This window comes from Acinetobacter sp. COS3 (assembly GCF_000475335.1).
GTDB lineage: Bacteria > Pseudomonadota > Gammaproteobacteria > Pseudomonadales > Moraxellaceae > Acinetobacter > Acinetobacter venetianus.
The window spans coordinates 1-14,302 of the sequence record NZ_AXCD01000019.1 but is presented as its reverse complement, the minus strand read 5'-3'; the positions used below and the strand labels follow the sequence as shown (position 1 = coordinate 14,302).

Annotated in this window: 12 protein-coding genes; all 12 read left to right on the top strand. The window is 37.3% G+C overall.

Annotation, left to right across the window (positions count from 1 at the left end):
* Positions 1 to 317: 317 nt before the first annotated feature.
* Positions 318 to 1,019, top strand: a complete 702-nt coding sequence (locus tag IO68_RS25505) for a hypothetical protein (protein ID WP_007481649.1) — start codon at positions 318 to 320, stop codon at positions 1,017 to 1,019.
* 19 nt (positions 1,020 to 1,038) lie between these two features.
* The gene (tssB, locus tag IO68_RS25500; protein WP_019383967.1) at positions 1,039 to 1,542 is read left to right on the top strand and encodes a type VI secretion system contractile sheath small subunit; all 504 of its coding nucleotides are present in this window, start codon (positions 1,039 to 1,041) and stop codon (positions 1,540 to 1,542) included.
* Complete coding sequence (gene tssC, locus IO68_RS25495) at positions 1,535 to 3,016, top strand: type VI secretion system contractile sheath large subunit (protein WP_007481645.1); 1,482 nt, start codon at positions 1,535 to 1,537, stop codon at positions 3,014 to 3,016. Before tssB ends, tssC begins: the two co-directional genes overlap by 8 nt.
* A 50-nt stretch (positions 3,017 to 3,066) precedes the next feature.
* Complete coding sequence (locus IO68_RS25490) at positions 3,067 to 3,570, top strand: Hcp family type VI secretion system effector (protein WP_007481644.1); 504 nt, start codon at positions 3,067 to 3,069, stop codon at positions 3,568 to 3,570.
* Positions 3,571 to 3,642: 72 nt separating this feature from the next.
* Entirely contained in the window at positions 3,643 to 4,119 is a 477-nt protein-coding gene (gene tssE / locus IO68_RS25485; RefSeq protein WP_007481642.1) for a type VI secretion system baseplate subunit TssE, read from the top strand.
* A gap of 12 nt (positions 4,120 to 4,131) precedes the next feature.
* Positions 4,132 to 5,940: a type VI secretion system baseplate subunit TssF gene (tssF, locus tag IO68_RS25480; RefSeq protein WP_023013381.1), complete on the top strand. Its 1,809-nt coding sequence runs from the start codon at positions 4,132 to 4,134 to the stop codon at positions 5,938 to 5,940.
* Positions 5,904 to 6,899, top strand: coding sequence for a type VI secretion system baseplate subunit TssG (tssG, locus tag IO68_RS25475; RefSeq protein ID WP_023013380.1), 996 nt, complete (start codon positions 5,904 to 5,906; stop codon positions 6,897 to 6,899). Before tssF ends, tssG begins: the two co-directional genes overlap by 37 nt.
* Positions 6,899 to 8,323, top strand: a complete 1,425-nt coding sequence (locus IO68_RS25470; RefSeq protein WP_023013379.1) for a hypothetical protein — start codon at positions 6,899 to 6,901, stop codon at positions 8,321 to 8,323. The genes tssG and IO68_RS25470 overlap by 1 nt, the downstream gene beginning before the upstream one ends.
* Positions 8,324 to 8,351: 28 nt before the next feature.
* Positions 8,352 to 12,164: a type VI secretion system membrane subunit TssM gene (tssM, locus tag IO68_RS25465; protein ID WP_023013378.1), complete on the top strand. Its 3,813-nt coding sequence runs from the start codon at positions 8,352 to 8,354 to the stop codon at positions 12,162 to 12,164.
* A gap of 34 nt (positions 12,165 to 12,198) precedes the next feature.
* Positions 12,199 to 13,158, top strand: coding sequence for a type VI secretion system-associated protein TagF (tagF, locus tag IO68_RS25460; RefSeq protein ID WP_023013377.1), 960 nt, complete (start codon positions 12,199 to 12,201; stop codon positions 13,156 to 13,158).
* Between the two features lie 2 nt (positions 13,159 to 13,160).
* Complete coding sequence (locus IO68_RS25455; protein WP_031234797.1) at positions 13,161 to 13,928, top strand: OmpA family protein; 768 nt, start codon at positions 13,161 to 13,163, stop codon at positions 13,926 to 13,928.
* A gap of 30 nt (positions 13,929 to 13,958) precedes the next feature.
* Positions 13,959 to 14,222 (top strand): PAAR domain-containing protein, encoded by a 264-nt coding sequence (locus IO68_RS25450; protein WP_007481631.1) that lies wholly within the window; start codon positions 13,959 to 13,961, stop codon positions 14,220 to 14,222.
* Positions 14,223 to 14,302 lie beyond the last annotated feature (80 nt).

The window sequence follows — 14,302 nt, the reverse complement described above, 5'->3', positions numbered from 1 at the left end:
TTGACTTGATATGTTTGTTATGTTGAATATATATTTTTTGAATAAAATCAAAAACTTATCTAAACCTTGCAAAGGTATACAGATTATTCTACTACAAAAATTGTCACTTTTAAACAAAAATTGCATCAGAATTATTAAAAAAAATTCTATCAAAAAAACAATAATGTTAATAAACGTAATTAGTATTGACTTTCTGTGTGATTTTTTTGTTAAATTCGCCGAAATGTTCTGTGTGTATAAAAATTGACGAGTAAGAGGGTTTTTTAACAATAATTGTCCACTCTTCAATTATAAACTAAATAATGATGAGGCATATTTTGAAAAAAGGTATTTTAATATCAACTCTTTGTATAACGATTTGTCTAGTAGACAGCTCTGTTTATGCTGGAGATCAAGAAATTAAGCCAATTAAATTAAAAAGTAAGTGTATTAGACACAACCCATTAGCTGCGAATCAGACGGATCAAGAGTTATTAAATATTTACCAACAGGTGTGTGATAAAGACAATGCTTCGCGAGTTAATGATTTGTTAGCTCAAGCGGCCATGCGTATGTATCAGTTAAAGCAACCCATGAATGCATTGCAGTTAGCAAATCAATTGCAACAACAAAACGTGCGAGGCGCGACACTCACAGATGTAACTTTTCTTGCCAGTGTAGAAATTGCAAATAATGCTTTAAAGCATATGCGTTCTGAAGAAATGCGTTATCTCAGTAATGACTCAACTTATCCGCCTGCAAAGCAATTGAGTGACAATATTCGCAGTGCAATTCCGGCACCAGATACATCGACAAGTAAAGCAATTACGGATGAGTCACTTCAAAAAGAAATTCAGCAAACTACGAATTCTCGCCGTACCTCCAATAGGCAGAAAACTCGGACTACACAATCAACCCGAAAAACAGTAAATCAGGTCAACACGACTACGAAACGTCAAACAACAGTGACCCCAACTGTTTCTAAACAACCAAATACTGTTCAAAAGACAGGTTCGAATCCATTCGATTCGTTGAAATAACAATCAGAGGTATAGAGTTATGGCGAAAAGAGAAAGTGTACAGAAGAAACTGCAACGCATTCGACCACCACGCGTCCAGCTAACATATGATGTTGAAGTTGGGGATGGAAAAGAGTCAAAAGAATTACCTTTTGTTGTTGGTGTAATGGGTGATTTCTCTGCGGCTTCTGAATTAGAAAAAACCAAATTAAAAGATAAAAAATTTATCAATGTTGATTTAGATAATATTGATGAAGTTATGGAGTCTTTAGCACCAAGAGCTGCTTTTCAAGTCGATAATACTTTGACTGAGGAAGGTGGTCGCATGTCAGTGGATTTGACATTCAACTCAATGGAAGATTTTAGACCTGAGCAAGTTGTTCAGCAGGTTGATCCATTACGCAAATTAGTTGCTGCACGTGAACGTTTAACAGATCTTCGTAACAAAATCTCTAACAGTGAGCGTCTAGAAGATTTGTTGGATGAGGTCTTACAAAATACAGATCAAGTACGTCAATTAAGTGCGGAGGCTGAAAATGAGTAATGCACAAGCCTTAGCTGCAACAGCAGTAGCCGCAGATTCTAATAATTTATTAGATTCAATCGTTGAGCAAAGTCGCATCGCACGTAATGATGATGAGCATGTTCGCGCTAAAAGTTTAATTGGTGAGTTAGCTAAAGAAGTGATGGCAGGAACAATCACTGTTTCTGAAAATATGACTTTGTCGATTGATAAACGTATTGCTGAAATTGATGCATTGATTTCAAATCAATTAAGTCAAATTATGCATCACGAACAATTTCAAAAAATTGAGTCTACTTGGCGTGGTCTTTATTATTTCTGCCAAGAAACACCATCTAATCCAATGATCAAAATTCGTATGTTAAATACGACGAAAAAAGAATTGGTTAAGGACTTTCAAGGTGCAACGGATTTTGATCAAAGCACATTGTTCAAAAAGATTTATGAAGAAGAATATGGTTCATTTGGTGGTGCGCCATACTCTGCATTGATTGGTGATTTCGAATTTGATCGTACGCCATCTGACATGTATTTATTAGAACAAGTATCGCATGTTGCCGCAGCAGCTCACGCGCCATTTATTTCAGCAGCCAGCCCAAGTATTTTAGGTCTTGAATCGTTTACTGATATCGACCGACCTCGTGACGTATCTAAAATTTTTGAAACTGCTGAATATGTTCAATGGCGATCTTTCCGTGATAGTGAAGACTCTCGCTATGTTGCTTTGACTATGCCACATGTTTTAGGTCGTTTGCCGTACCATCCAAAAGAAGGAACTGCGACAGAAGGCTTCAACTTTGCTGAAGATGTTTCTGGTGAAAATCATCATGATTATCTTTGGATGAATGCTGCTTATGCATTTGGTACACGTTTAACCAATGCATTTGATTCGCATGGTTGGTGTGCTGCGATTCGTGGTGTTGAAGGTGGTGGTTTAGTTGAAGGACTTCCTGTTCACACATTCAAAACTTCAGACGGTGAAGTGGTATTTAAGTGCCCAACTGAAATTGCAATTACTGACCGTCGTGAAAAAGAGCTCAGTGATCTTGGTTTTATTCCATTGGTGCATTGTAAAAATACTGACTATGCCGCTTTCTTTGGTGCCCAATCTACCCAAAAACCGAAGAAATATGATAACGATACCGCAAATGCGAACTCAGCACTTTCAAGTCAAATTCAGTACATCATGGCAGTGTCAAGGATTGCTCATTACTTAAAAGCAATGATGCGTGACAAAGTAGGAAGTTTTGCATCAGCAGGAAATGTTGAAGCCTTTTTGAATGAATGGCTTTCTCAATATGTATTGCTTGATGATGGTGCTTCTCAAGAAGCGAAGGCGCAATATCCACTTCGTGAAGCATCAGTAAAAGTTGTAGAAGATCCTGCTCAACCAGGTCACTACAAATCAGTGGTCTTTTTAAGACCGCATTTCCAGCTGGATGAGTTGTCCGTTTCTTTACGACTCGTGACTGAACTACCGCAGTCCTCAAATTAAAAATGAGATCAGCTAGATAATAACTTTAAATAAATAGAGGTAATTTTTAAATGAAAGATATATACGTTGAGTTTCGCGGCAAATATAAAGTGGATGGTGAGTCTCGTGACTCTGAGCACAAAGGTTGGCTAGAAGTTAACTCTTGGTCTCATAACATCCGCCAACCAAAATCTGCTACTTCGAGTAGTGTTGGTGGCCATACTGCTGAACGTGTTGAACACTCAGACATGATCTTCGTTAAAGATTTAGATGCTACAAGTCCTAAACTTTGGGAAGCATGTTCTGCTGGTTATACATTTGATGAAGTACAAATCGATTTTTACCGTGCAAATGGTGATAAGCGCATCAAGTACTTACAAATCAAATTGAAGCATGTGCTTGTATCAAGCGTAACGCCAACTGTAAATGAAGAAGGTGTACCAACAGAAGCATTTGGTTTGAAATATGCTGCTGTTGAGTGGACATATAATCAACAAGATATTAATGGTACTGCGAAAGGTGCTGTTACTAAGAAATGGTCACTTTCTAATAACACAGCTTCATACGCTGCGTAATAGATATCGTGATTTTCTAATAGAGGTTAATTATTCATTAGCCTCTATTTCTCCCATATTTTGTTTTGTGACATGAATCTAGATCATTTATATCCCTACGGATTTCGATCAACACTATTTGATCGTTTAGTTCCTGAGCATGAAGACTATCTAAGAGGTTTATCTATTCAGCAATTACGAGAATCTGTTGCTCGTGATTTAGAGGATTTACTTAATAGTCGTATTGCACAGTTTGATGAAGACATGGATGACTATCCATTGGCAAAACAATCTATTTTGCAGTTTGGAATTATTGATTTCGTAGGCCTTTCAACAGCAAATCCTTTGGATCGAGATAAAATTTGTCAGTCTATCGAACAGTCTATTGCTGCGCACGAACCTCGGTTACGTCAGATCAAAGTTGAGATGTTATTAGATGGTCACAATATGGGATCACTATGTTTAAGTATTCAAGCTTACTTAAACATTCATCCATTATACGAACCTGTTTTTTTCGACGCTTTACTGAAACCGACAACACAGCAGTATGTTATTTCTGCTAGAACTTAGTGTGAGCGTACCGTGATAGAACAACTTTTACCGTATTATGAAAAACAATTACAAGAATTTGGTCAGCAATCTAGAGAGTTTGCGCAGAAATATCCCAAAATTGCGCAACGTCTGTCATTAAACCAAGAACAAATTGACGACCCACATATTGAGCGGCTTATTCAAGCTTTTTCACTTATTGCCGCACGTATTGATAAAAAATTAGCGGATAGTTATGACGTTTTTACTCATTCCTTGTTTGAGGTTATGTTCCCTCAATATCTACGCCATTTCCCTGCATGTACAGTGGTTAGTTTTGAAGATATAAATAAAATTAAGCAACTTACAACAGCACATATCATTCCTCAAAAAACCACATTGAAATCTCGTAGTTTTAAAGGGGTACAGTGTGAGTTTAATAGTACGAGTACTGTTCGATTATTGCCGATTACATTAACAAGTTTAGCGTTCCAGACGTCTCCAAGCAGTCATATGCATTTAAATCAAAATGCATCACTTAGCTTAAAATTTGAAATCTTCAATGATACGCAGAATTGGGTTTTAGATGAAAAGTTACCAATTTATTTAGATGCAATTTCTAATTTCCCATTGCAGGTTTTAGATAACATTTTTCGAAAAGAGACTGGTTTTTCGATTCGTGTGGGGCAGCGGTTAGTCCAAATTGATAATCCTTTTGAAGTTATGGGCTTTACTGAACAAGAAAGTTTGTTGCCTGTTGATCAGCATACCCACCATGCTTATCGTTTATTGATGGAGTATTTTTGCTTCCCAGAGAAGTTTAATTATTTAAACTTAGATCTAAGCCAACTCAAGGCACTGGTAGGGAATAGCAATCATTTTGAAATCTTGATTCATCTTAAGCTCAATTTAAATGATCAAGCCGTTGTTCGTAATTACTCCGAATTGAATGTCGCAAACTTCAAATTATTTACTACACCTGCGATTAACTTATTTGAAAAGCAGGCTGAACCACAAAAAATTTCTCATACACAATTGCAATATCCACTGATTACAGATGCTCATCATCCTGATCTTTACCATGTTTACTCAGTTGTTGAAATGAATATGGTACGAGAAAAGACAAATCAGGAGCAGACTCATCTTCCTGTATTACCTTTTTTTGCAATGAGTCATTATCACAATGACAAAGTACAATTTTTCTATTCATTGAATTACTTATCCTCCCAAAACAAACATAAGCAAATGGGATATTCAATCATTTCAAAAGACCTAAAACCCTATGAAATAAAATCAGATTTTATTAGTACGAAATTACTTTGCTCGAATGGTGATTTACCACATGAAGCTTTGAGTCAAAGTAATAATATTCTAAATCTGAATGATAGTAGTCTGGCAAGACGTGCTCTGATTTTAAAGCGCCCGACATCGCCATTTTATTTTGATCAAAATAAAAATGAACAGTGGCGCATCATTTCACATTTATCTTTGAATACTTTGGCTTTGATGAAAGGGGATACTTTGAGTCATGTTAAAGAACTACTTGCCTTATATAACTTGCCACATTCCAAAGAAAATATTTTGTTAATTGATGCGCTTAAAAGTCTAAGTTTCTCGACAACGAATAAGCTCGTTCATGCAAAGCCTTTTCCAATGTTTATTCGAGGTGTTCAAGCTGAATTGACTGTGAATAGCAGTGTATTTAGAGGACATAGCTTATATATTTTCATTCAATTATTAAGTCATATTTTTAATCTAAAAGTCCAAATCAATAGTTTCGTCGATGTTGTGGTTAAAGACAGTATTCATCAGCAGGAGATGTACCAATGCGTTCAGAACGTTGGTGGCAAGACGCTTCTGTAGTTGATCAGGTTTTTAATCGATCGAGTACATTTGAGTTTATTCAGTCAACACGATTATTGCGTCATGTCCCCAATAGCAGTAGCGTAAAAAATTGGTCGGCTGATTTTAAGTTCGACACTTCTTTTAGCTTAAGTTTTCCTGCGACAGAAATTGAAGAATTAAGTTATCAAGATGATCGTATTCATTTGACTAATTTGATTGTCGGTTTAACAGGAACACAAGGAGCTTTACCATATACATATACCAATAAGGTAAAGCAAAGTTCAAGACAACAACGGCTTGAGATTAAAGAATTTCTTGGTTTATTTAACCATAATCTCACTGCTAAATACGTAGATGCTAGTCTTACTTATAATTTACCTATCCGTTATGAAATAGAACAAGAAAATCATTATCTTGATATCTTGCATGCTTTGAATGGCTATGTTCGTGCTCAGCATCAACAACATGATTTAGATGAATATTTCGCTGAATTTTCTGGTTTGATACAAGGGCAAAATAACACGGCTCACGCTTTGAAAACCGTTTTATCTTGTGTTTTTAATGAACAAGTCAATGTTGAGGAATTTATAAAAGAAAAATTTAAGTTAGGCGAAGATCAGAAAACAACGCTAGGGGGCACAAACCCAAGTTTACTTGGTGTGAACACGTTTTGTGGTGACACGGTTGAGCAGATAGATGGCAAGATTGAAATCCAAATTGGTCCACTATCACGCGAAAAATATTTAGCTTTTTTACCAAATCAACCATTAAGTAAAAAATTAAAAGATCTCATCCAAACTTGGTGCAGCCCAACTTTATTTATCGATGTTCGGTTGATTTTAGATAAAGATAACGTCATTCCTCTGTGTCTTGATTCTAGTCATGAGTTGGGGTTGGGGCAGGGTACATTTCTAATGCCATCAGAACAATTGCATCATAACAAGGAAACTCGTTATGCACTTTTGGGAGCGGCATAATGATTAAGAAAATCCTTGCAACTTTGATGAGCTGCTTTGTATTGGTTGCTCTGATTGTGATTTTTTACTGGCGTGATACACAGTATCAACCTGAATCTACTGATTTAATTAATTATTTTATTTTTCTACCTATTGTTATCACAGTTGTTTTACTTTCACCGTGGTTCGTTTATAGCGTTTATCAACATCGCAAGAAGAAAAAGCAGCAGGCATCGAGTCAGCAAGATGAGAGGAGTGATCAGAAGGTTGATGCAGAGCAAGTTAATCAATCTAGCCAATGGATAGCATTGAATGTATTTGCTGCGAGTGCTTATCACTCTTTTGGTGAAAATGATGCAATTGTTGAGGGAATCAAACAATTTACTAGCGCGCAACTTGATACAGCGCTTTTGAATTTTCAAGGACTACCGATTTTATCTTATCGAGTTGCTGATTTAGATCAACAACTCGAACATGATGAAGAATCTGAGCAAGCTTTTCTATCAATTCGTCAGCAACGTATTACCGCATTGCTTCAGCATCAAATTGAACAAAATACTGAATTCCTCATGCGGGTTTCTCAGCATTTAAAAGCTTCAAGTTTATTCTATGAAAGCCAAAGTCTGTATGAATACCGTATGCATCCTGCTTGGACTGATCCAACGCATGATAGTGAAGAAGATCTAGAACCTCAGCTGGTTCAACAAGTTTATCGTATAGACAAACTCAATTTACATATCCTACTGTCTGAAGACCTCCTACATACGTGGAATGAACATGATTGTAATGAATATATCCAAACCATTTTTTATGATTTAGAAATCATTCCTCAAAAATTGCATATCGAATATCACTTTGTGAGTTCTGAATCCTCTGATCAATATTTACTTGAATTATTTGATCGTATTCAAAAACAACCTCATGAGATTTCATGGTTGATTGCTGTCGATTCTGAAATTGATCAGGATGTTATCGATGAAAAGAGCTGGAGTGCGAAAATGTATATTCCAGCTGAATTTATCAGTAGTTGTTTTGTGGCGCATCCAAGTCTAGAAATCGAGCAGTCCCAGCCTGTAAAAACCTTAAAGTTGGTTGCTCATCATAATAATTTAAATCAAATATTTAAAGAGTTAGATATCCATGATTTACCGCAATATCAAGATGAAGCTCCATTTGTATTTGTTGCTGAAGATGGATCAGACATCAAAGTTGTAAAGAAACTTGAGCAGTTTTTTGGACAAAGTTCAGTTGAGCAACATCATTATTTGTACTGTAAACCTGCAGTTGGAAATACGTTAAATGTCGCAAAAGTTTTTGCAGTGATGCTTGCTGCTCAGCTTTCGGATCAATACGTTGCGTTTGTTTATAGTCAAGATTTAAAAGCATTTTTTCAAACTTTCCCAGAGGTCTCAGCAGATCAGGAAAGTGTCGCAATTGCTGATTGATTAATTTTATTAAGAATTCGAGAACTCAATGTACATCATTTTAGGTTATTTATGGCAGTACATCACAAATCCTAAGGCAATCATTGCTTTATCATTATTTGTGGCGCTTATTTCCTCATATTCTTCTATTCCTCGCAATATCTTTTGGGCGTTGGCTGCGACTTATGCTTTGGGGCTAATTGTTTATGGGATTTATTCGTTAATACAAAGAAAACGCCATGCTGCACAAGGCGAAGAGCTTGCTAATGCGATAGAGCAAGAAGGCAATTCAGAAAATGCTCAACAAAAAGATAAAGCCGAGTTGCAACTGATCAATCAGCAGGTGAAAGAATCAATTCAATTGATTCGTAAATCTAAATTGGGGGACAAAAAGGGCAATGCTGCTTTATACGAATTGCCTTGGTACATGGTGATTGGTAATCCTGCTGCTGGGAAAAGTTCTGCAATTTATAATTCTGGATTGAAGTTTCCATTTGAAGAAACACATCAAAAAATGGTTTCAGCAGGGCTGAGTGGAACGCGTAACTGCGATTGGTTCTTTTCAACAGAAGGTATTCTATTGGATACAGCAGGGCGTTATTCCGTTTATTCTGAAGACCATTCTGAATGGTTAGGCTTTTTAAATATTTTGAAGAAAAACCGTTCAAAATCACCCGTAAATGGCCTTATTGTGATTGTTAGTATTGCTGAGTTGGTTAGTCAAAGCCCTGAAAGTTCATTAAAACTAGCTAAAAACTTACGCGCTCGAATTCAAGATTTGACTGAAAAATTAGAAGTCGTGGTTCCTGTCTATTTGGTTTTTTCGAAAATGGACTTAATTGCTGGTTTTACTGAGTTCTTCGATTGCTATGAATCTCAAGAATACAATCAAGCTTGGGGTGCTACTTTACCCTATGAGCAAAGTTCATCTCATAATGCCGTTGAACTATTCGATAAGCATTACAGCATTCTTTACGATGGATTAAAAAGTGTTAGTACAACGCATTTGAGTCGTCGTCATTCACAAAATATTTCACCAAGCGTGATGACATTTCCACTGGAGTTTAAAACACTAAAACCAGCATTGAAGAGTTTTATTGGAACATTATTCGAAGAAAATCCTTATCAATTCCAGCCTGTATTCCGTGGTTTTTATTTCACCAGTGCTTTACAGGAAGGTGCTATTGAAAGTCCAATGACTGAAAATATTGCCCAAGAATTCCAATTACAGCAAATTTCAAATCAAGATCAGGATGGAATAAACTCTTCGCTTACACCTAATCATGGTTACTTCTTACAAGGTCTTTTCTCGAATGTGATCTTACGAGATAAGGATCTCGTTAAACAACATATTAATCCTGCTAAAAAACGTCAGCGTTATATTGCTTTTATTGCTGCTTTGGTGGGTGTGTCTTTGGTTCTTGGCGTATGGGTGTGGTCTTATCGAAATAACCAGCAATTGATTGCAGATGTACAGGCGGATTTAGATAAAGTTGTACATTTAGAAAAAGCATCTGGACAACAATTATCAACCCAACTTGAATCTTTATTGATCTTGCAAGAGCGTTTACAGCAGCTAGATGAATTTGATGCAAATCGCCCTTTAAAATTTAGTTTTGGTTTATATCAAGGCAATCAGTTACGCGAAAGTCTAAAAGCTGAGTATCTGAACGGGATTCAGCAGATTGTTTTAACACCGACACAGCAAAATATTGCACAGTATTTACAGCGTGTGAAAAATAATGAGGCAACGCTCAAAGCCAATCATGCAAATGTTGAAATTAAACAAGTTGCCAAGACCCAACAATATTTAGAACCATCAGATACCAATCCTCAAGATGCCTATAACGCCTTGAAAGCATATCTTATGTTGAGCAATCCTGAATATATGGATAGTAGTCATTTGAGTGATCAGGTGTCTAGATTTTGGCGCTCTTGGTTAGATGCAAATCGTGGTGATATGCCGCGTGGTGAGATGATTCAAGATGCTGAGAAAATTTTATCTTATGCGATGTCTTTAGCGAATCAAGAAGGTTTCCCTACGTTAGAAACAGATGCACAAGTGGTGGACCAAACACGCCAAGTTTTATTGTCTGTCATACGTGGTATGCCTGCGCGAGATCGTGTTTATAACGAAATCAAAATGCGTGCTGCAGTACGCTTCCCAGCAGTCACAGTTGGTCAAATCGTAGGCGAACAAAACCGTAATATTGTTTTGGGAAGTTATGCATTACCAGGTGTATTTACTCATAAAGCATGGGATGAATATGTAGAACAAGCGATTGATGATGCCGCAAATAAACCAACCGATAGTAAGGATTGGGTGCTGAACAGCAATCAATCTGATGATTTGACTTTCTCTGGTAGTCCTGAACAGATTCGTAAGCAATTGGTTGCATTATATAAGCAAGAATATGTAGCTGAGTGGAAGAAGTTTCTGAACGGTATTTATTACGCAAAAGCAGATCAATTCAGCCAGCAAGTAAAAACGATTGATGTTTTGGGTGAACCTGAAAACTCGCCAATTCGAGCATTATTACAACGGATTGCAATAGAGACGAACTGGGATAATCCGATTGTACAAGCTGAACTTGCTGTGCCTGAAAAAGGTTTTGTGGCATGGTTTAAACGAAAAGTTTTAAATAATACAGATGATAAAGCTGCTGCACAGGCAGTGAATAAAGCGCAAGGTGCGATCTCTCAAGAATATCAAATGTTTTATCAGCTCGTTCGTAAGCGGGATGATTTGCAAGATAAATCGTTGTTTGATGAGTACATGAACAATCTTGCTCAAGTGCGTAGTAAGTTTAATGATTTAAAAACTGCTGGTGAAATTGGGCCGAGCGCGATGACATTGGTGAAACAAACCATTAATGATCAAAACTCAGTCTTTAATGTAACTCAGAAATATGTTGATGAAAAAATGATGGTCGGTTTGAAAGACACCGATCAGCAATTATTACAAAAGCTATTGATGGGACCATTAACGCAATCATTTGCAAGTTTGATTGTTCCGACTCAGGATGAATTAAATAAACTATGGGGTATTCAAGCTTATCAACCATTCCAAGCGAATTTAAGTCAAAAATATCCCTTTAACTCAGGTGTTACTTTACAAGCAACAAGTAATGAAATAGCTCAAATTTTTGGTGAGACTGGAAGCATTTCAAGATTTGTTAAAGAAGCCTTAGATCCATTTGTCATACGCCGAGGATACGTTCTTACTTCAAAAACGTGGAAAGATTTAGGCATTAGTTTAAATCCACAATTTGTTATGGCTTTCCAACAATATGTTGCACCAATCAATGGGATGGCGACAGGCAGTTTAGATCAGCCTGCTGCTGCGCCTGCTTCAAATCAGTCTAATTTCCAATTTTATCCATTACAAAATCCACAGTATTTGTCTTACACGATTGATATCGATGGTCAGCGGATGGTCTTTGAAAATGGTATTCAGCAGTGGGTGAACTTCGTTTGGCCAAATAAGGGAGCGATTCCTGGTGCGCGCATCACGGCTGTTGATTTGGAAGGGAAGACGCATACGATTTTTGAAGAGCCCGGCGAATATGGGATTAACCGTTTAATTGATGCGGCACAACGCAAAGAACAAAATGGCAGCTTTGAAATGACGTGGACGAGCAAGGCCGAGCCATCTCTTTCAATTAAAGTAAAGTTCAGATTGATCAGTGGAAATAGCTCAGGAAATATTGGCTCTAGTCGTGGATATGCTGGATTGAAATTGGTCGATAAAGTGGTCACAGACAAAGCTGTTCGTGTTGTTGCAGCGCAAGCAACCCCAGCTGGAGAGGGTGTGAAAGCACCGCCAGTTTTATCACCCCAATCAGGAGCAGTACAGCAATGATAGGGATGATCATCATTAAGCAAGAGGTGCTGATATGCAGCAATTAAAAAGCACCCCATTGTATTATGGAAAGACGCCTGCAAGAGGGGATTTCATTAAGTCCAAAGGTCAATATGCTTTGATCCAAGTGCTTGATCAGTGGATTACTGAAGCACTAGAGCTGGCAATGCGTACTCCTGAGTTTAAACAACGCTACGCTTCCTTACCTGCACTAGACTTCTTTATTGCAAATCCAGCCGAGCCAATGTTTTTGGCTGCAAATTTGATTGCCAGTCAAGACAGTTCTGGACGTGCTTTTCCAATGGTGGTAAGTCAGCTACTCGAGGTTGAACAACCATACCAGAACCTTTTGCAAGCGCCGTACATTTATAAAGCTGTTTTGGTGGATTTATTTCAAAGAAATAGAGTACTTCGTAGTATTGCTGATACCAATATCATGATTGAAAAGTTGAATAATTTACCGAATGTTATTCAAGTATTTACATCCACTGAATGTAATAGCTTTTATGAAAATCATACGATGCATTCATTTGCTCAATTGATGAAGATTAATGTGTATGAATTGGCTCAAAGTATGATTGGTCTTGGGCTTTTGCTACAGCCAATTTTAAAGAATGGTACAAGCCGTTTAAATAAAGTGCTGATTCTTCCAATTAATAACCATATGTATTGTTATGAAATCGCTGCTTTTTGGGTAGGAATGATTGGTCGATTCTTAGGAAGTAGTAATACCGAGGTGTTAATAGGGATTTTACATCGTGATGAACCACTCTTGTTTATTGGATTTCAAGGTGCAGACATCATGGCACTGAGTGATATTTTCACTCAGAACATGCAGAGTGAGCATTGGGTTTCTTTGATTCAAGCCCAGTGGATTGATGCTTATCTTGAACAGAATGCAGGTCTTGCGACATTAGAGCAATCTCTTTGCCAGCGTCAATTGAGCCTAAATCAAGGTTTAAAACTTTTCAGACAAACTTTTTTAGATGAGTAATGATGAAAAATAATTCGAAAGTAATATTGGCTACACTATCTTTTGGGCTAACTGTTTTAAGTTACAGTGCCGCGATTAATGCTGCCCCGATAGTCGTAGAGGGTGTTGTACCGAATGATGCAAGCAAACAAGCGATCATAACTAAAATGCAGTCGGTTTATGGTGCAGACCAAGTCGTAGACAAAATACAAGTACGACCTGTTTCTGCGCCTAATGATTGGAGTGATTCTGTTACTCAAGTCATTACTTCTGATTTAAAAAAAGTGAAGCAGGGTCAATTGAATGTTCGTGGCACTCAGATCGAATTGACAGGAAAAATGACTGACCCGAATGAGATAACACCAACAACATCGAAATTTGAATCATTGGTTCAACAGCCTTATCGTTTTAGTGCACAACTTACAGTAAATCAAGCCGAGCAAAAAATTATTGACGATGCGCTTAAAAATCGCATCATCGAATTTGAATCAGGAAGTGCAATATTAACTGCGGCAGGTAAAAGTATTCTTGATGAAATGGCTGTCGCGTTAAATAAAGTAGGTACTAAGAAAGTCAAAATTATTGGTCATACTGATAGTTCTGGTGATGCAGCTAAAAATACAATTTTGAGCCAAGAACGTGCTGTAGCTGTACAAAGCTATTTAGTAAGTAAAAATATTGCGATTGATCGTTTGAGTACAGAGGGTAAAGGCTCTAGCCAGCCAGTCGCTGACAATGCAACTGCTGATGGACGTAGAAAAAATCGTCGAATCGAGTTTGAAGTACTTTAATTTATTGAAAAGTATAAGAGAGATATCCGCATGGCAACACCTTATATTGTTATTGGCTGTCCAACGACAGGTGGTGGGCAAGTAATTACTGGAAATAGTAGTTTTTTAGTTGAAGGTATTCCTGTTGCTTGTGTTGGCGATAAAGCAACTTGTCCAAAGCATCAAACAGTTGCCACAATTGTTGCGGGTGATCCCACAGTTCAAGTGATGGGTAAAGCTGTGGCAAGAGTAAATGATGCTTTGTCATGTGGTTGTAAGTTGTTGCCTAAGCAGAGTTTGGTGGTAAAGGGATAATGCTGGTGGTTCTCCAAATAGTCAACAGGAGAAAACAAAGCCAACTGAAATGTATAATAATGAACCGTACCATGTTTGTC

What these genes read in the sequence shown, in the direction of transcription:
- tssB (WP_019383967.1), top strand. Translation starts at nt 1,039, where the DNA reads ATGGCGAAAAGAGAAAGTGTACAGAAGAAACTGCAACGCATTCGACCA.
- tssC (WP_007481645.1), top strand. Translation starts at nt 1,535, where the DNA reads ATGAGTAATGCACAAGCCTTAGCTGCAACAGCAGTAGCCGCAGATTCT.
- IO68_RS25490 (WP_007481644.1), top strand. Translation starts at nt 3,067, where the DNA reads ATGAAAGATATATACGTTGAGTTTCGCGGCAAATATAAAGTGGATGGT.
- tssE (WP_007481642.1), top strand. Translation starts at nt 3,643, where the DNA reads ATGAATCTAGATCATTTATATCCCTACGGATTTCGATCAACACTATTT.
- tssG (WP_023013380.1), top strand. Translation starts at nt 5,904, where the DNA reads ATGCGTTCAGAACGTTGGTGGCAAGACGCTTCTGTAGTTGATCAGGTT.
- IO68_RS25470 (WP_023013379.1), top strand. Translation starts at nt 6,899, where the DNA reads ATGATTAAGAAAATCCTTGCAACTTTGATGAGCTGCTTTGTATTGGTT.
- tssM (WP_023013378.1), top strand. Translation starts at nt 8,352, where the DNA reads ATGTACATCATTTTAGGTTATTTATGGCAGTACATCACAAATCCTAAG.
- tagF (WP_023013377.1), top strand. Translation starts at nt 12,199, where the DNA reads ATGCAGCAATTAAAAAGCACCCCATTGTATTATGGAAAGACGCCTGCA.
- IO68_RS25455 (WP_031234797.1), top strand. Translation starts at nt 13,161, where the DNA reads ATGAAAAATAATTCGAAAGTAATATTGGCTACACTATCTTTTGGGCTA.
- IO68_RS25450 (WP_007481631.1), top strand. Translation starts at nt 13,959, where the DNA reads ATGGCAACACCTTATATTGTTATTGGCTGTCCAACGACAGGTGGTGGG.